Annotated in this window: 1 protein-coding gene; it reads right to left on the bottom strand. The window is 40.2% G+C overall.

All coding sequences use genetic code 11. The features are described from left to right. Positions 1-3 precede the first annotated feature (3 nt). On the bottom strand, positions 4-21972 hold the full coding sequence (locus Ollyesu_RS12810; protein ID WP_279301618.1) for a gliding motility-associated C-terminal domain-containing protein: 21969 nt from the start codon (positions 21970-21972) through the stop codon (positions 4-6). Positions 21973-22264: the final 292 nt, after the last annotated feature.

The following is a 22264-nucleotide window of genomic DNA, read 5'->3' as shown; positions in this document are numbered from 1 at the left end:
TTCTTATTTAGTTCCTAAGTAAATAGGGCCAGCTAATGGTTTGATACCACTATCCTTTATATCTATAACATAATAGTATGTACCGTTTGGTAATCTTCCAGCGGAACCTACAGATCCACTTGGACTTTGTCCATTCCAATCATTTTGATAGTCTCTAGATTCGAAAACAATATCACCAAAACGGTTAAATATTTTAATATCTACAATAAATCCACATTCTTCAACACCACCAACTGTGAAGAATTCGTTATAACTATCTCCATTTGGCGTTACTGCTTTAGAAATTTTTAAATCGTCTTCACCACAAGGTAATACTATACAATCTTCATTAACATGAATAGTTACTTCATAAGTATTTAAACACCCGTTATTAGAAACCGTATAGGTAAATACATAATCTCCGATTTCAACCTCTAGTGGATCAAAGATACCATCAATTATTGTTATTCCATCGGTGACTACAACCCATTCTATAAATGTATCTGCTCCATCAGGTAGGAATTCATAAAGATCAATTAATCCATCTTCGGTACATCTATCTGCTTCAATTTCTTCAGTAAAGTTCTCAGTTACAACGTTAATTGTATGCGTAATTACTGTGTCATTACCACAGTCATCTGTAGCAGTCCAAGTCCATATCAAATCGTAGATTTCTTCAGTTCCAGTGAAAGTTGATGTTTCTTCAAATACTACATTAATGTTATTTGTTGAACAATCATCTTCAAATGATAACTCTGGAACTTCTGGTACATTAGAACAAATCACACTACTTGGTAAATCTAAAGGAGTAATTAATGTAGGACCTGCTGTATCTACAACTGATATAGTTTGAACAAGTGTTGTTGTATTGTTACACTCGTCTGTTAATGTCCATGTTCTAGTAATCACAGATTCGTTAGCACAAGATCCAGCAGCAATAGCATCTGAATAGGTTGCTTCTAAACCAGTTGAACAGTTATCGTTTTCGTCTGTTACATCACCAGTAAGTGATAAATCCGTTTCGTCATCACTACACTCGATAGTTACATCTGCAGGCACTGTAAACGTAGGCGCAGTAGTGTCTACCACAGTAATAGTTTGCACTAAAGTAGTCGTGTTGTTACACTCGTCTGTTAATGTCCACGTTCTAGTAATTACAGATTCGTTAGCACAAGAACCAGTAGCAACAGCATCTGAATAGGTTGCTTCTAAACCAGTCGAGCAGTTATCGTTTTCATCTGTTACATCACCTGTAAGTGATAAATCAGTTTCGTCATCACTACACTCGATAGTCACATCTGCAGGCACTGTAAACGTTGGAGCAGTAGTGTCTACAACAGTAATAGTTTGAACTAAAGTAGTCGTATTGTTACACTCGTCTGTTAATGTCCACGTTCTAGTAATTACAGATTCGTTAGCACAAGAACCAGTAGCAACAGCATCTGAATAGGTTGCTTCTAAACCAGTCGAGCAGTTATCGTTTTCATCTGTTACATCACCTGTAAGTGATAAATCCGTTTCGTCATCACTACACTCGATAGTCACATCTGCAGGCACTGTAAACGTAGGCGCAGTAGTATCTACAACAGTAATAGTTTGAACTAAAGTAGTCGTATTGTTACATTCGTCTGTTAATGTCCACGTTCTAGTAATTACAGATTCGTTAGCACAAGAACCAGTAGCAACAGCATCTGAATAGGTTGCTTCTAAACCAGTTGAACAGTTATCAGTTTCATCAGTTACATCACCAGTAAGTGATAAATCCGTTTCGTCATCACTACACTCGATAGTCACATCTGCAGGCACTGTAAACGTTGGAGCAGTAGTGTCTACAACAGTAATAGTTTGAACTAAAGTAGTCGTATTGTTACACTCGTCTGTTAATGTCCACGTTCTAGTAATTACAGATTCGTTAGCACAAGAACCAGTAGCAACAGCATCTGAATAGGTTGCTTCTAAACCAGTCGAGCAGTTATCGTTTTCATCTGTTACATCACCTGTAAGTGATAAATCCGTTTCGTCATCACTACACTCGATAGTCACATCTGCAGGCACTGTAAACGTAGGCGCAGTAGTATCTACAACAGTAATAGTTTGAACTAAAGTAGTCGTATTGTTACATTCGTCTGTTAATGTCCACGTTCTAGTAATTACAGATTCGTTAGCACAAGAACCAGTAGCAACAGCATCTGAATAGGTTGCTTCTAAACCAGTTGAACAGTTATCAGTTTCATCAGTTACATCACCAGTAAGTGATAAATCCGTTTCGTCATCACTACACTCGATAGTTACATCTGCAGGCACTGTAAACGTTGGAGCAGTAGTGTCTACCACAGTAATAGTTTGAACTAAAGTAGTCGTATTGTTACACTCGTCTGTTAATGTCCACGTTCTAGTAATTACAGATTCGTTAGCACAAGAACCAGTAGCAACAGCATCTGAATAGGTTGCTTCTAAACCAGTCGAGCAGTTATCGTTTTCATCTGTTACATCACCTGTAAGTGATAAATCAGTTTCGTCATCACTACACTCGATAGTCACATCTGCAGGCACTGTAAACGTTGGAGCAGTAGTGTCTACCACAGTAATAGTTTGCACTAAAGTAGTCGTGTTGTTACACTCATCTGTTAATGTCCATGTTCTAGTAATTACAGATTCGTTAGCACAAGATCCAGCTGTAATAGCATCTAAATAGGTTGCTTCAAGAGGACCACTACAGCTATCAGTTTCAGTAGTTACATCTCCTGTAAGCATTAAATCGTTTGGATCTTGATCACAGTTAATAGTTATATCATCAGGAACTGTAAAACTAGGACTTGATGTATCTTCAATAGTTAATGTAGCTGTAAAAGTACTTGAATTACCTGTAGCATCTGTTAATGTGTAAGTTACTGTTATTGAACCAGTAGCTCCACATCCTGAAATTAAGTTTGCAAAATCATAGTCAGAAGTAACAACAAAGTTATTATCACACTCATCAGTTGCACAATTTTCTAATGCTAAGATATTAGCAGCATTCCATGCATCTGCTAAAGTTTCATTGTTTGTACCATCACATTCAATAGTTTCATCCAGCACTTGACAATTAGAAGTATCTGGAGGAGTGATATCTTCAATTAAATCTGTTGTTGTTTGAGAAGTATCTGAAACAATATTTCCATTAACTACCATTTCTGCAGTTACTGTGGCAGTATTAACCACTTCTGTAGCATCAATATCTCCTTGAGTAACTAAGTAAGTTGCAGTAAACGTCCAGGTTTCATTTAAATCTAATTGGTTGTCTCCATCTGTATCACCAGATACATAATCAATAGATACAGGAGGAGTAGCATTGTTAAGAAGAGGATCTGTTATAACTACATTTCCTAATGAAACAGTTCCTGTATTTGTTACGACGAAAGTATAAGTAATAGTCTCATCAACTTCTGTACAATTATTTCCGTTATCATTATTAAAAATTCCTGTTTTAACTAGATTTATTTCTCCTATCGGATCACAGAAAGTCACATCAGGATTATTCTGATCAATGATGTAAGTATCTGTATCAGACACATCGGTACCACCAAGAATTTCAATACCATCCGCAACAACTGTATTGGTAATGCTACCAGCATCAACATCCGCTTGAGTTACTGTATAATTAGGAGCAGTAAAGATCCAAGTTTCAGTAGGTTCAAGCACACCATTAGCATTGGTATCACCAGTAAGAGTTAATGAAGCAGTAATATCACCACCTAATAAATCATCAGTAATTGTAATATTATTGATAGAAACTGTACCAGTATTAGTTACAGTAAATGTATATGTTACTTCACTACCAAGGACAATACACGGATCGCCATTAGCAATAGTTGCAGCTTTAACAATGTTTATACCAGTAGTTGGATCACAGAAAGTCACATCAGGATTATTCTGATCAATGATGTAAGTATCTGTATCAGACACATCAGTACCACCAAGAATTTCAATACCATCCGCAACAACTGTATTGGTAATGCTACCAGCATCAACATCCGCTTGAGTTACTGTATAATTAGGAGCAGTAAAGATCCAAGTTTCAGTAGGTTCAAGCACACCATTAGCATTGGTATCACCAGTAAGAGTTAATGAAGCAGTAATATCACCACCTAATAAATCATCAGTAATTGTAATATTATTGATAGAAACTGTACCAGTATTAGTTACAGTAAATGTATATGTTACTTCACTACCAAGGACAATACACGGATCGCCATTAGCAATAGTTGCAGCTTTAACAATGTTTATACCAGTAGTTGGATCACAGAAAGTCACATCAGGATTATTCTGATCAATGATGTAAGTATCTGTATCAGACACATCAGTACCACCAAGAATTTCAATACCATCCGCAACAACTGTATTGGTAATGCTACCAGCATCAACATCCGCTTGAGTTACTGTATAATTAGGAGCAGTAAAGATCCAAGTTTCAGTAGGTTCAAGCACACCATTAGCATTGGTATCACCAGTAAGAGTTAATGAAGCAGTAATATCACCACCTAATAAATCATCAGTAATTGTAATATTATTGATAGAAACTGTACCAGTATTAGTTACAGTAAATGTATATGTTACTTCACTACCAAGGACAATACACGGATCACCATTAGCAATAGTTGCAGCTTTAACAATGTTTATACCAGTTGTAGGATCACAGAAAGTCACATCAGGATTATTCTGATCAATGATGTAAGTATCTGTATTAGAAACAGAAATTGAATTAGTGTCTGATCCATCTACAGTCACAGTATTAGTAATGCTACCAGCATCAACATCCGCTTGAGTTACTGTATAATTAGGAGCAGTAAAGATCCAAGTTTCAGTAGGTTCAAGCACACCATTAGCATTGGTATCACCAGTAAGAGTTAATGAAGCAGTAATATCACCACCTAATAAATCATCAGTAATTGTAATATTATTGATAGAAACTGTACCAGTATTAGTTACAGTAAATGTATATGTTACTTCACTACCAAGGACAATACACGGATCGCCATTAGCAATAGTTGCAGCTTTAACAATGTTTATACCAGTAGTTGGATCACAGAAAGTCACATCAGGATTATTCTGATCAATGATGTAAGTATCTGTATCAGACACATCAGTACCACCAAGAATTTCAATACCATCCGCAACAACTGTATTGGTAATGCTACCAGCATCAACATCCGCTTGAGTTACTGTATAATTAGGAGCAGTAAAGATCCAAGTTTCAGTAGGTTCAAGCACACCATTAGCATTGGTATCACCAGTAAGAGTTAATGAAGCAGTAATATCACCACCTAATAAATCATCAGTAATTGTAATATTATTGATAGAAACTGTACCAGTATTAGTTACAGTAAATGTATATGTTACTTCACTACCAAGGACAATACACGGATCACCATTAGCAATAGTTGCAGCTTTAACAATGTTTATACCAGTTGTAGGATCACAGAAAGTCACATCAGGATTATTCTGATCAATGATGTAAGTATCTGTATTAGAAACAGAAATTGAATTAGTGTCTGATCCATCTACAGTCACAGTATTAGTAATGCTACCAGCATCAACATCCGCTTGAGTTACTGTATAATTAGGAGCAGTAAAGATCCAAGTTTCAGTAGGTTCAAGCACACCATTAGCATTGGTATCACCAGTAAGAGTTAATGAAGCAGTAATATCACCACCTAATAAATCATCAGTAATTGTAATATTATTGATAGAAACTGTACCAGTATTAGTTACAGTAAATGTATATGTTACTTCACTACCAAGGACAATACACGGATCACCATTAGCAATAGTAGCAGATTTTACAATTTCTAAAGAACTATCCCCTTGACATAAGGTAATAACCGTCGCATCATCCGTAGTTGCAGTAGTACCAGATAGGTCAGTCACCACCGCATCGGTTAAGACGTTTTGTCCCGTCACGGTTGCTTGGTTAGTCACCTGACCAGCATCAATATCCGATTGCGTCACTGCATAGTTAGCGGTATAGGTCCACGTTTCGGTAGGATCTAATTCGTTATCGTTATCGGTATCCCCAGAGGCGAATGCAATAGTAACGACAGGGTTAGGTGCTTCTAATAAAGGATCGGTAAGGACTATAGTATCGATAGACACATTACCAGTATTAGTTACAGTAAAGGTGTATGAGATGGTTTCTCCCACATCTGTACAGTTATCTTGATCTTCATCATTAAAGAGACCAGACTTGACAAGCGCAATGGTGGTATCCCCTTGACATAAGGTAATAACCGTCGCATCATCCGTAGTTGCAGTGGTACCAGATAGGTCAGTCACCACCGCATCGGTTAAGACGTTTTGTCCCGTCACGGTTGCTTGGTTAGTCACCTGACCAGCATCAATATCCGATTGCGTCACTGCATAGTTAGCGGTATAGGTCCACGTTTCGGTAGGATCTAATTCGTTATCGTTATCGGTATCCCCAGAGGCGAATGCAATAGTAACGACAGGGTTAGGTGCTTCTAATAAAGGATCGGTAAGGACTATAGTATCGATAGACACATTACCAGTATTAGTTACAGTAAAGGTGTATGAGATGGTTTCTCCCACATCTGTACAGTTATCTTGATCTTCATCATTAAAGAGACCAGACTTGACAAGCGCAATGGTGGTATCCCCTTGACATAAGGTAATAACCGTCGCATCATCCGTAGTTGCAGTAGTACCAGATAGGTCAGTCACCACCGCATCGGTTAAGACGTTTTGTCCCGTCACGGTTGCTTGGTTAGTCACCTGACCAGCATCAATATCCGATTGCGTCACTGCATAGTTAGCGGTATAGGTCCACGTTTCGGTAGGATCTAATTCGTTATCGTTATCGGTATCCCCAGAGGCGAATGCAATAGTAACGACAGGGTTAGGTGCTTCTAATAAAGGATCGGTAAGGACTATAGTATCGATAGACACATTACCAGTATTAGTTACAGTAAAGGTGTATGAGATGGTTTCTCCCACATCTGTACAGTTATCTTGATCTTCATCATTAAAGATTCCAGACTTGACAAGCGCAATGGTGGTATCCCCTTGACATAAGGTAATAACCGTCGCATCGTCCGTAGTTGCAGTAGTACCAGATAGGTCAGTCACCACCGCATCGGTTAAGACGTTTTGTCCCGTCACGGTTGCTTGGTTAGTCACCTGACCAGCATCAATATCCGATTGCGTCACTGCATAGTTAGCGGTATAGGTCCACGTTTCGGTAGGATCTAATTCGTTATCGTTATCGGTATCCCCAGAGGCGAATGCAATAGTAACGACAGGGTTAGGTGCTTCTAATAAAGGATCGGTAAGGACTATAGTATCGATAGACACATTACCAGTATTAGTTACAGTAAAGGTGTATGAGATGGTTTCTCCCACATCTGTACAGTTATCTTGATCTTCATCATTAAAGATTCCAGACTTGACAAGCGCAATGGTGGTATCCCCTTGACATAAGGTAATAACCGTCGCATCATCCGTAGTTGCAGTAGTACCAGATAGGTCAGTCACCACCGCATCGGTTAAGACGTTTTGTCCCGTCACGGTTGCTTGGTTAGTCACCTGACCAGCATCAATATCCGATTGCGTCACTGCATAGTTAGCGGTATAGGTCCACGTTTCGGTAGGATCTAATTCGTTATCGTTATCGGTATCCCCAGAGGCGAATGCAATAGTAACGACAGGGTTAGGTGCTTCTAATAAAGGATCGGTAAGGACTATAGTATCGATAGACACATTACCAGTATTAGTTACAGTAAAGGTGTATGAGATGGTTTCTCCCACATCTGTACAGTTATCTTGATCTTCATCATTAAAGATTCCAGACTTGACAAGCGCAATGGTGGTATCCCCTTGACATAAGGTAATAACCGTCGCATCATCCGTAGTTGCAGTAGTACCAGATAGGTCAGTCACCACCGCATCGGTTAAGACGTTTTGTCCCGTCACGGTTGCTTGGTTAGTCACCTGACCAGCATCAATATCCGATTGCGTCACTGCATAGTTAGCGGTATAGGTCCACGTTTCGGTAGGATCTAATTCGTTATCGTTATCGGTATCCCCAGAGGCGAATGCAATAGTAACGACAGGGTTAGGTGCTTCTAATAAAGGATCGGTAAGGACTATAGTATCGATAGACACATTACCAGTATTAGTTACAGTAAAGGTGTATGAGATGGTTTCTCCCACATCTGTACAGTTATCTTGATCTTCATCATTAAAGATTCCAGACTTGACAAGCGCAATGGTGGTATCCCCTTGACATAAGGTAATAACCGTCGCATCGTCCGTAGTTGCAGTAGTACCAGATAGGTCAGTCACCACCGCATCGGTTAAGACGTTTTGTCCCGTCACGGTTGCTTGGTTAGTCACCTGACCAGCATCAATATCCGATTGCGTCACTGCATAGTTAGCGGTATAGGTCCACGTTTCGGTAGGATCTAATTCGTTATCGTTATCGGTATCCCCAGAGGCGAATGCAATAGTAACGACAGGGTTAGGTGCTTCTAATAAAGGATCGGTAAGGACTATAGTATCGATAGACACATTACCAGTATTAGTTACAGTAAAGGTGTATGAGATGGTTTCTCCCACATCTGTACAGTTATCTTGATCTTCATCATTAAAGATTCCAGACTTGACAAGAGCGATAGTGGTATCCCCTTGACATAAGGTAATAACCGTCGCATCATCCGTAGTTGCAGTAGTACCAGATAGGTCAGTCACCACCGCATCGGTTAAGACGTTTTGTCCCGTCACGGTTGCTTGGTTAGTCACCTGACCAGCATCAATATCCGATTGCGTCACTGCATAGTTAGCGGTATAGGTCCACGTTTCGGTAGGATCTAATTCGTTATCGTTATCGGTATCCCCAGAGGCGAATGCAATAGTAACGACAGGGTTAGGTGCTTCTAATAAAGGATCGGTAAGGACTATAGTATCGATAGACACATTACCAGTATTAGTTACAGTAAAGGTGTATGAGATGGTTTCTCCCACATCTGTACAGTTATCTTGATCTTCATCATTAAAGATTCCAGACTTGACAAGCGCAATGGTGGTATCCCCTTGACATAAGGTAATAACCGTCGCATCGTCCGTAGTTGCAGTAGTACCAGATAGGTCAGTCACCACCGCATCGGTTAAGACGTTTTGTCCCGTCACGGTTGCTTGGTTAGTCACCTGACCAGCATCAATATCCGATTGCGTCACTGCATAGTTAGCGGTATAGGTCCACGTTTCGGTAGGATCTAATTCGTTATCGTTATCGGTATCCCCAGAGGCGAATGCAATAGTAACGACAGGGTTAGGTGCTTCTAATAAAGGATCGGTAAGGACTATAGTATCGATAGACACATTACCAGTATTAGTTACAGTAAAGGTGTATGAGATGGTTTCTCCCACATCTGTACAGTTATCTTGATCTTCATCATTAAAGATTCCAGACTTGACAAGCGCAATGGTGGTATCCCCTTGACATAAGGTAATAACCGTCGCATCGTCCGTAGTTGCAGTAGTACCAGATAGGTCAGTCACCACCGCATCGGTTAAGACGTTTTGTCCCGTCACGGTTGCTTGGTTAGTCACCTGACCAGCATCAATATCCGATTGCGTCACTGCATAGTTAGCGGTATAGGTCCACGTTTCGGTAGGATCTAATTCGTTATCGTTATCGGTATCCCCAGAGGCGAATGCAATAGTAACGACAGGGTTAGGTGCTTCTAATAAAGGATCGGTAAGGACTATAGTATCGATAGACACATTACCAGTATTAGTTACAGTAAAGGTGTATGAGATGGTTTCTCCCACATCTGTACAGTTATCTTGATCTTCATCATTAAAGAGACCAGACTTGACAAGCGCAATGGTGGTATCCCCTTGACATAAGGTAATAACCGTCGCATCATCCGTAGTTGCAGTAGTACCAGATAGGTCAGTCACCACCGCATCGGTTAAGACGTTTTGTCCCGTCACGGTTGCTTGGTTAGTCACCTGACCAGCATCAATATCCGATTGCGTCACTGCATAGTTAGCGGTATAGGTCCACGTTTCGGTAGGATCTAATTCGTTATCGTTATCGGTATCCCCAGAGGCGAATGCAATAGTAACGACAGGGTTAGGTGCTTCTAATAAAGGATCGGTAAGGACTATAGTATCGATAGACACATTACCAGTATTAGTTACAGTAAAGGTGTATGAGATGGTTTCTCCCACATCTGTACAGTTATCTTGATCTTCATCATTAAAGATTCCAGACTTGACAAGCGCAATGGTGGTATCCCCTTGACATAAGGTAATAACCGTCGCATCATCCGTAGTTGCAGTAGTACCAGATAGGTCAGTCACCACCGCATCGGTTAAGACGTTTTGTCCCGTCACGGTTGCTTGGTTAGTCACCTGACCAGCATCAATATCCGATTGCGTCACTGCATAGTTAGCGGTATAGGTCCACGTTTCGGTAGGATCTAATTCGTTATCGTTATCGGTATCCCCAGAGGCGAATGCAATAGTAACGACAGGGTTAGGTGCTTCTAATAAAGGATCGGTAAGGACTATAGTATCGATAGACACATTACCAGTATTAGTTACAGTAAAGGTGTATGAGATGGTTTCTCCCACATCTGTACAGTTATCTTGATCTTCATCATTAAAGATTCCAGACTTGACAAGCGCAATGGTGGTATCCCCTTGACATAAGGTAATAACCGTCGCATCGTCCGTAGTTGCAGTAGTACCAGATAGGTCAGTCACCACCGCATCGGTTAAGACGTTTTGTCCCGTCACGGTTGCTTGGTTAGTCACCTGACCAGCATCAATATCCGATTGCGTCACTGCATAGTTAGCGGTATAGGTCCACGTTTCGGTAGGATCTAATTCGTTATCGTTATCGGTATCCCCAGAGGCGAATGCAATAGTAACGACAGGGTTAGGTGCTTCTAATAAAGGATCGGTAAGGACTATAGTATCGATAGACACATTACCAGTATTAGTTACAGTAAAGGTGTATGAGATGGTTTCTCCCACATCTGTACAGTTATCTTGATCTTCATCATTAAAGATTCCAGACTTGACAAGAGCGATAGTGGTATCCCCTTGACATAAGGTAATAACCGTCGCATCATCCGTAGTTGCAGTAGTACCAGATAGGTCAGTCACCACCGCATCGGTTAAGACGTTTTGTCCCGTCACGGTTGCTTGGTTAGTCACCTGACCAGCATCAATATCCGATTGCGTCACTGCATAGTTAGCGGTATAGGTCCACGTTTCGGTAGGATCTAATTCGTTATCGTTATCGGTATCCCCAGAGGCGAATGCAATAGTAACGACAGGGTTAGGTGCTTCTAATAAAGGATCGGTAAGGACTATAGTATCGATAGACACATTACCAGTATTAGTTACAGTAAAGGTGTATGAGATGGTTTCTCCCACATCTGTACAGTTATCTTGATCTTCATCATTAAAGATTCCAGACTTGACAAGCGCAATGGTGGTATCCCCTTGACATAAGGTAATAACCGTCGCATCGTCCGTAGTTGCAGTAGTACCAGATAGGTCAGTCACCACCGCATCGGTTAAGACGTTTTGTCCCGTCACGGTTGCTTGGTTAGTCACCTGACCAGCATCAATATCCGATTGCGTCACTGCATAGTTAGCGGTATAGGTCCACGTTTCGGTAGGATCTAATTCGTTATCGTTATCGGTATCCCCAGAGGCGAATGCAATAGTAACGACAGGGTTAGGTGCTTCTAATAAAGGATCGGTAAGGACTATAGTATCGATAGACACATTACCAGTATTAGTTACAGTAAAGGTGTATGAGATGGTTTCTCCCACATCTGTACAGTTATCTTGATCTTCATCATTAAAGATTCCAGACTTGACAAGCGCAATGGTGGTATCCCCTTGACATAAGGTAATAACCGTCGCATCGTCCGTAGTTGCAGTAGTACCAGATAGGTCAGTCACCACCGCATCGGTTAAGACGTTTTGTCCCGTCACGGTTGCTTGGTTAGTCACCTGACCAGCATCAATATCCGATTGCGTCACTGCATAGTTAGCGGTATAGGTCCACGTTTCGGTAGGATCTAATTCGTTATCGTTATCGGTATCCCCAGAGGCGAATGCAATAGTAACGACAGGGTTAGGTGCTTCTAATAAAGGATCGGTAAGGACTATAGTATCGATAGACACATTACCAGTATTAGTTACAGTAAAGGTGTATGAGATGGTTTCTCCCACATCTGTACAGTTATCTTGATCTTCATCATTAAAGAGACCAGACTTGACAAGCGCAATGGTGGTATCCCCTTGACATAAGGTAATAACCGTCGCATCATCCGTAGTTGCAGTAGTACCAGATAGGTCAGTCACCACCGCATCGGTTAAGACGTTTTGTCCCGTCACGGTTGCTTGGTTAGTCACCTGACCAGCATCAATATCCGATTGCGTCACTGCATAGTTAGCGGTATAGGTCCACGTTTCGGTAGGATCTAATTCGTTATCGTTATCGGTATCTCCAGAGGCGAATGCAATAGTAACGACAGGGTTAGGTGCTTCTAATAAAGGATCGGTAAGGACTATAGTATCGATAGACACATTACCAGTATTAGTTACAGTAAAGGTGTATGAGATGGTTTCTCCCACATCTGTACAGTTATCTTGATCTTCATCATTAAAGATTCCAGACTTGACAAGCGCAATGGTGGTATCCCCTTGACATAAGGTAATAACCGTCGCATCATCCGTAGTTGCAGTAGTACCAGATAGGTCAGTCACCACCGCATCGGTTAAGACGTTTTGTCCCGTCACGGTTGCTTGGTTAGTCACCTGACCAGCATCAATATCCGATTGCGTCACTGCATAGTTAGCGGTATAGGTCCACGTTTCGGTAGGATCTAATTCGTTATCGTTATCGGTATCCCCAGAGGCGAATGCAATAGTAACGACAGGGTTAGGTGCTTCTAATAAAGGATCGGTAAGGACTATAGTATCGATAGACACATTACCAGTATTAGTTACAGTAAAGGTGTATGAGATGGTTTCTCCCACATCTGTACAGTTATCTTGATCTTCATCATTAAAGAGACCAGACTTGACAAGCGCAATGGTGGTATCCCCTTGACATAAGGTAATAACCGTCGCATCATCCGTAGTTGCAGTAGTACCAGATAGGTCAGTCACCACCGCATCGGTTAAGACGTTTTGTCCCGTCACGGTTGCTTGGTTAGTCACCTGACCAGCATCAATATCCGATTGCGTCACTGCATAGTTAGCGGTATAGGTCCACGTTTCGGTAGGATCTAATTCGTTATCGTTATCGGTATCCCCAGAGGCGAATGCAATAGTAACGACAGGGTTAGGTGCTTCTAATAAAGGATCGGTAAGGACTATAGTATCGATAGACACATTACCAGTATTAGTTACAGTAAAGGTGTATGAGATGGTTTCTCCCACATCTGTACAGTTATCTTGATCTTCATCATTAAAGAGACCAGACTTGACAAGCGCAATGGTGGTATCCCCTTGACATAAGGTAATAACCGTCGCATCATCCGTAGTTGCAGTAGTACCAGATAGGTCAGTCACCACCGCATCGGTTAAGACGTTTTGTCCCGTCACGGTTGCTTGGTTAGTCACCTGACCAGCATCAATATCCGATTGCGTCACTGCATAGTTAGCGGTATAGGTCCACGTTTCGGTAGGATCTAATTCGTTATCGTTATCGGTATCCCCAGAGGCGAATGCAATAGTAACGACAGGGTTAGGTGCTTCTAATAAAGGATCGGTAAGGACTATAGTATCGATAGACACATTACCAGTATTAGTTACAGTAAAGGTGTATGAGATGGTTTCTCCCACATCTGTACAGTTATCTTGATCTTCATCATTAAAGATTCCAGACTTGACAAGCGCAATGGTGGTATCCCCTTGACATAAGGTAATAACCGTCGCATCATCCGTAGTTGCAGTAGTACCAGATAGGTCAGTCACCACCGCATCGGTTAAGACGTTTTGTCCCGTCACGGTTGCTTGGTTAGTCACCTGACCAGCATCAATATCCGATTGCGTCACTGCATAGTTAGCGGTATAGGTCCACGTTTCGGTAGGATCTAATTCGTTATCGTTATCGGTATCCCCAGAGGCGAATGCAATAGTAACGACAGGGTTAGGTGCTTCTAATAAAGGATCGGTAAGGACTATAGTATCGATAGACACATTACCAGTATTAGTTACAGTAAAGGTGTATGAGATGGTTTCTCCCACATCTGTACAGTTATCTTGATCTTCATCATTAAAGATTCCAGACTTGACAAGCGCAATGGTGGTATCCCCTTGACATAAGGTAATAACCGTCGCATCGTCCGTAGTTGCAGTAGTACCAGATAGGTCAGTCACCACCGCATCGGTTAAGACGTTTTGTCCCGTCACGGTTGCTTGGTTAGTCACCTGACCAGCATCAATATCCGATTGCGTCACTGCATAGTTAGCGGTATAGGTCCACGTTTCGGTAGGATCTAATTCGTTATCGTTATCGGTATCCCCAGAGGCGAATGCAATAGTAACGACAGGGTTAGGTGCTTCTAATAAAGGATCGGTAAGGACTATAGTATCGATAGACACATTACCAGTATTAGTTACAGTAAAGGTGTATGAGATGGTTTCTCCCACATCTGTACAGTTATCTTGATCTTCATCATTAAAGATTCCAGACTTGACAAGCGCAATGGTGGTATCCCCTTGACATAAGGTAATAACCGTCGCATCATCCGTAGTTGCAGTAGTACCAGATAGGTCAGTCACCACCGCATCGGTTAAGACGTTTTGTCCCGTCACGGTTGCTTGGTTAGTCACCTGACCAGCATCAATATCCGATTGCGTCACTGCATAGTTAGCGGTATAGGTCCACGTTTCGGTAGGATCTAATTCGTTATCGTTATCGGTATCCCCAGAGGCGAATGCAATAGTAACGACAGGGTTAGGTGCTTCTAATAAAGGATCGGTAAGGACTATAGTATCGATAGACACATTACCAGTATTAGTTACAGTAAAGGTGTATGAGATGGTTTCTCCCACATCTGTACAGTTATCTTGATCTTCATCATTAAAGAGACCAGACTTGACAAGCGCAATGGTGGTATCCCCTTGACATAAGGTAATAACCGTCGCATCATCCGTAGTTGCAGTAGTACCAGATAGGTCAGTCACCACCGCATCGGTTAAGACGTTTTGTCCCGTCACGGTTGCTTGGTTAGTCACCTGACCAGCATCAATATCCGATTGCGTCACTGCATAGTTAGCGGTATAGGTCCACGTTTCGGTAGGATCTAATTCGTTATCGTTATCGGTATCCCCAGAGGCGAATGCAATAGTAACGACAGGGTTAGGTGCTTCTAATAAAGGATCGGTAAGGACTATAGTATCGATAGACACATTACCAGTATTAGTTACAGTAAAGGTGTATGAGATGGTTTCTCCCACATCTGTACAGTTATCTTGATCTTCATCATTAAAGAGACCAGACTTGACAAGCGCAATGGTGGTATCCCCTTGACATAAGGTAATAACCGTCGCATCATCCGTAGTTGCAGTAGTACCAGATAGGTCAGTCACCACCGCATCGGTTAAGACGTTTTGTCCCGTCACGGTTGCTTGGTTAGTCACCTGACCAGCATCAATATCCGATTGCGTCACTGCATAGTTAGCGGTATAGGTCCACGTTTCGGTAGGATCTAATTCGTTATCGTTATCGGTATCCCCAGAGGCGAATGCAATAGTAACGACAGGGTTAGGTGCTTCTAATAAAGGATCGGTAAGGACTATAGTATCGATAGACACATTACCAGTATTAGTTACAGTAAAGGTGTATGAGATGGTTTCTCCCACATCTGTACAGTTATCTTGATCTTCATCATTAAAGATTCCAGACTTGACAAGCGCAATGGTGGTATCCCCTTGACATAAGGTAATAACCGTCGCATCGTCCGTAGTTGCAGTAGTACCAGATAGGTCAGTCACCACCGCATCGGTTAAGACGTTTTGTCCCGTCACGGTTGCTTGGTTAGTCACCTGACCAGCATCAATATCCGATTGCGTCACTGCATAGTTAGCGGTATAGGTCCACGTTTCGGTAGGATCTAATTCGTTATCGTTATCGGTATCTCCAGAGGCGAATGCAATAGTAACGACAGGGTTAGGTGCTTCTAATAAAGGATCGGTAAGGACTATAGTATCGATAGACACATTACCAGTATTAGTTACAGTAAAGGTGTATGAGATGGTTTCTCCCACATCTGTACAGTTATCTTGATCTTCATCATTAAAGATTCCAGACTTGACAAGCGCAATGGTGGTATCCCCTTGACATAAGGTAATAACCGTCGCATCATCCGTAGTTGCAGTAGTACCAGATAGGTCAGTCACCACCGCATCGGTTAAGACGTTTTGTCCCGTCACGGTTGCTTGGTTAGTCACCTGACCAGCATCAATATCCGATTGCGTCACTGCATAGTTAGCGGTATAGGTCCACGTTTCGGTAGGATCTAATTCGTTATCGTTATCGGTATCTCCAGAGGCGAATGCAATAGTAACGACAGGGTTAGGTGCTTCTAATAAAGGATCGGTAAGGACTATAGTATCGATAGACACATTACCAGTATTAGTTACAGTAAAGGTGTATGAGATGGTTTCTCCCACATCTGTACAGTTATCTTGATCTTCATCATTAAAGATTCCAGACTTGACAAGAGCGATAGTGGTATCCCCTTGACATAAGGTAATAACCGTCGCATCATCCGTAGTTGCAGTAGTACCAGATAGGTCAGTCACCACCGCATCGGTTAAGACGTTTTGTCCCGTCACGGTTGCTTGGTTAGTCACCTGACCAGCATCAATATCCGATTGCGTCACTGCATAGTTAGCGGTATAGGTCCACGTTTCGGTAGGATCTAATTCGTTATCGTTATCGGTATCCCCAGAGGCGAATGCAATAGTAACGACAGGGTTAGGTGCTTCTAATAAAGGATCGGTAAGGACTATAGTATCGATAGACACATTACCAGTATTAGTTACAGTAAAGGTGTATGAGATGGTTTCTCCCACATCTGTACAGTTATCTTGATCTTCATCATTAAAGATTCCAGACTTGACAAGAGCGATAGTGGTATCCCCTTGACATAAGGTAATAACCGTCGCATCATCCGTAGTTGCAGTAGTACCAGATAGGTCAGTCACCACCGCATCGGTTAAGACGTTTTGTCCCGTCACGGTTGCTTGGTTAGTCACCTGACCAGCATCAATATCCGATTGCGTCACTGCATAGTTAGCGGTATAGGTCCACGTTTCGGTAGGATCTAATTCGTTATCGTTATCGGTATCCCCAGAGGCGAATGCAATAGTAACGACAGGGTTAGGTGCTTCTAATAAAGGATCGGTAAGGACTATAGTATCGATAGACACATTACCAGTATTAGTTACAGTAAAGGTGTATGAGATGGTTTCTCCCACATCTGTACAGTTATCTTGATCTTCATCATTAAAGATTCCAGACTTGACAAGCGCAATGGTGGTATCCCCTTGACATAAGGTAATAACCGTCGCATCGTCCGTAGTTGCAGTAGTACCAGATAGGTCAGTCACCACCGCATCGGTTAAGACGTTTTGTCCCGTCACGGTTGCTTGGTTAGTCACCTGACCAGCATCAATATCCGATTGCGTCACTGCATAGTTAGCGGTATAGGTCCACGTTTCGGTAGGATCTAATTCGTTATCGTTATCGGTATCCCCAGAGGCGAATGCAATAGTAACGACAGGGTTAGGTGCTTCTAATAAAGGATCGGTAAGGACTATAGTATCGATAGACACATTACCAGTATTAGTTACAGTAAAGGTGTATGAGATGGTTTCTCCCACATCTGTACAGTTATCTTGATCTTCATCATTAAAGATTCCAGACTTGACAAGAGCGATATTTTCATCTGTACATAAGGTAACAATAGTTTGGTCGTCAGTATTTGAAGTAATTCCAGATGTATCAGAAATAGATATATTATCTAATGTAAAAGCAGTTACCGTAGCTTGATTAGTCACCTGACCAGCATCAATATCCGCTTGCGTCACTGTATAGTTAGCGGTATAGGTCCACGTTTCGGTAGGATCTAATTCGTTATCGTTATCGGTATCACCAGAAGCTAATACAATCGCTACGACTGGGTTAGGAGCTTCAAGTAATGAATCGGTTACAATAACATTTGTTAAGTTAGCATTTCCTGTATTAGATACAACAAAGCTATAAGTTATTGTCTCACCAACATCTGCACAGTTATCTTGATCTTCATCATTAAAAATACCAGATTTTGTTAATGTAATACAAGAATCTGTAATAATAACAGGTATTGTAATAGTACAATTATTTGCATCAGTAATTGTAACATTATAAGAATTAGCAACTAAATTAGAAGCTGTAGCTGTAGTTTGGGAAGAAGAATCATTCCATTGATACATATAAGGTTCTGTTCCTCCAGTAGGAGTAACAGTAGCAGATGCATCTGCACTACCACAAATAGCATTTGTTTGAGCAGTTATAGTAGCTTCAAGGATAGGTTGTGTAACTGTTAAAACTTGAGTGTGAACTGTGGTAAGGTTACAATCATCTGTAGCTGTCCAGGTTCTTGTTATTGTAAAACTTCCAGTACAGATATCACCATTTTGTATTTCATTAAAAGTAACAGTAGCTGTACCACAATTATCTGTAGCAGTTAAAGTGACAGCATTTGGAATTGAATCAAAATCTACAGTTGCATCAGACGGTAAAGCTTCAACAAAAGTTGGAGGAGTGTTGTCTTCAATAGTGATAGTTTGTACATGTGTTGTTGTATTATTACAATCATCTGTTAATGTCCAAGTTCTAGTAATTACTGATTCATTTGGACAACTACCAGCAGTTGTGCTATCTGTATAAGTAGCATCTAAACTAGTATCACAGTTATCTGTTTCATTTGTAACATCACCTGAAATTGATAAATCAGTAGGATCTTGCTCACAACTAATAGTTATATCTGCAGGTGCAGAAAAAGTAGGAGGTGTATTATCTGAAACTGTAATAGTTTGAGTCTGAGTAGGAGCAGCATTACCACAATTGTCTACTAAAGACCAAGTACGAGTAATAACAAAGCTTCCTTCACAACTACCAGCAACTACGTTATCTGTAAAAGTAGCATTTAATCCAGTTGAGCAGTTATCAGCTTCGTTAGTGACATCTCCAGTTTGCGCAACAGAAGCATCATAATTACAAGAGGCATCTGTAAATATTTCAATATCTGCAGGTGCAGTAAAAGTTGGAGGAGTATTATCTGAAACTGTAATAGTTTGAGTTTGAGTAGGAGCAGTATTACCACAATTGTCCACTAAAGACCAAGTACGAGTAATAACAAAGCTTCCTTCACAGGAACCAGCAACTATGCTATCAGAAAAAGTAGCATTTAAACCAGTAGAGCAGTTATCAGCTTCGTTAGTGACATCTCCAGTTTGCGCAATAGAAGCATCATAATTACAAGAGGCATCTGTAAATATTTCGATATCTGCAGGTGCAGTAAAAGTTGGAGGAGTATTATCTGAAACTGTAATAGTTTGAGTTTGAGTAGGAGCAGCATTACCACAATTGTCTACTAAAGACCAAGTACGAGTAATAACAAAGCTTCCTTCACAGGAACCAGCAACTACGCTATCTGTAAAAGTAGCATTTAAACCAGTAGAGCAGTTATCAGCTTCGTTAGTGACATCTCCAGTTTGAGCAACAGAAGCATCATAATTACAAGAGGCATCAGTAAATATTTCGATATCTGCAGGTGCAGTAAAAGTTGGAGGAGTATTATCTGAAACTGTAATAGTTTGAGTTTGAGTAGGAGCAGCATTACCACAATTGTCTACTAAAGACCAAGTACGAGTAATAACAAAGCTTCCTTCACAAGTGCCAGCAACTACGCTATCAGAAAAAGTAGCATTTAAACCAGTAGAACAGTTATCAGCTTCGTTAGTGACATCTCCAGTTTGAGCAACAGAAGCATCATAATTACAAGAGGCATCAGTAAAAATTTCAATATCTGCAGGTGCAGTAAATGTAGGAGGTGTCGTGTCGGTTACAGTAATGATTTGTACATAATTGTCTATAGTTCTTCCACAAGCATCAGTAAAATTCCATGTATTTGTATATGTTCCATTAGATGGACATTGAGCGTCTTGAACAAAAGGCCCAGACGTTTTAACTGGCGTAAGACCAGAACATGACGGAACAGGAATTAACGCTTGTGCATTAGTTAATGCTGCACTATCATCACAACTAACCGTTCTATCCAAGTCTCCAGCTTGAGTTATCCAAGTTGCAGGTGAAGGTTGATTAACAGTAACTGTTGCACCTAAGTTGTTACCAATTCCACAACTATCTGTACCTGTTGAGCTACCACTAGAAAAATCTTTGATATTTAAATTTCCGTTATATGTAGCAGAAAGTGTAGAACTTAAAACATCAGAACACGTATTGGTTAAATAATAACAATTATCATTTATTGTTGTGTTATAGGTTAAAGAAAAACTTTCGCCAGCTGCTAAAACTCCATTGGCTACTGTAAAAGTTAGAACTCGTGTAGTAGAGTTGTATGTATATGTAACACCAGATGGTAATCCAGTAATTGGAGTAACTAATTCAGAACCCACAGGAATCACTGTTGTTAAAACCACGTTGGTAGCATCATCATTTCCAGCATTAGTTACATTGGCTGAATATGTGGCTGTTTGTGGAGTGTTTGTAGGAGTGATTGATGTTGGATTAACAGTAAATGTTGTTTGAATATTAGGTTCATACACTTCAACTGAAAAACCTAAGACAAATAACCCATAAGTTTCTTGATTAGAAGTTAATCTAAGAGTTGTAGATGTTTGATTATTTGTTAGAATAGAATTTCCTTGATTTGATAATGGAAAAATAGCAGCATCAAAACCCAACGTATTTAAACTTGCAGGATTTCTATCTATAAAGTTGTTTGCGCCATTACTTGGTCCTACTGTAATTCTACTATTAAAAAAATTATCAGCACTTCTTAAAGGTGCAGTTATATCAACAAAAGTGTTTGCAGTATTTAATATTTGCAAACGGTCTCCTGTTAAAGCTCTATCACCTTCTAAAGCACCAATAACAATATTTGATCTTACAACTCCATTTGGTACAGTTTGGAAACCTGTAATATTTATATCAAAATTATTTTGTGTACTAGTTACATTGGCATAACCGTCAAATAGAGTGATATTTCTTGATTTTAAATTGTCACTTTTGTAAACCAAAATTACTTGCCATCCACCTGAAGTCCCTGTATTATTACCATTATGCGATACTAAAAAACCTGTTTTAGCTTCAATATTTGCAACTTGATACTTTCCAAAAGGTTCAGAAAGACTTAATACACTGCTAGTTATATCTTTGACACATACATAAGGATCGTTATTTTCGTGTGGGTTTTCATTTCGTCCTCTATAGATAACTTCGTCAGCTGTAACAGTTGTGTAAGTCGTTTGTCCTGGAAGCATTAATTTTACATCATTATAATTCCAGTTTGGTTCATTTTCAGCTTCATCACCATCATTTATTAATCCTTTATCTGCTGCAGCCCAATACAATAACACCCTATCAATTTCTAAACATGGATCACCAGGTTTAGGATTCGATAAATTAGCACTACTTGAATTGAAAGTCGTGTTGTCATTATCTATATCGACATATACATTATCAACAAAATCATGATTATCTTGCTCACCATCGTAATTAGTAGTAGCTGTTCTTGACAACATATTATTACCTACCATAGTTACGTCTCCTGTAATAGTAGAATTATATCTAGGAGTAAAAGACTTTTTAACTTGCGCTTGTATGCCAAAGCCAATTAATAAAAGTATTACTAAGAGTAATTTTTGTTTAGTATTCGTTTTCAATAGTTTCAAAACTTTATATAATTTAATACTGTTTAATTGTAAAAATTAGATAAAATATACGCATAGAAAACCTTACCATAAAATGGTAGGGTTATTGGAAATAAATAAAGAGAATTGAATATTCTCATAACATAAACTTCTTTACTGCTTAATATTTTATATTTTTAACTAATTATTACAGCCAAAATACGCTACAGCTTAAGGGAAATTTACCACTGAGTGATAATAGTAGGTCTTTTGTATTTTTTTAGATTTAAGGGGAAAATTAATTAATAGCATAACAAATGAAAGA

Origin of the sequence: Olleya sp. YS (assembly GCF_029760915.1) — a bacterium.
Lineage (GTDB): Bacteria > Bacteroidota > Bacteroidia > Flavobacteriales > Flavobacteriaceae > Olleya.
Note: the sequence above shows the minus strand (reverse complement) of the source record. Positions and strands in the feature narration are given on the sequence as shown.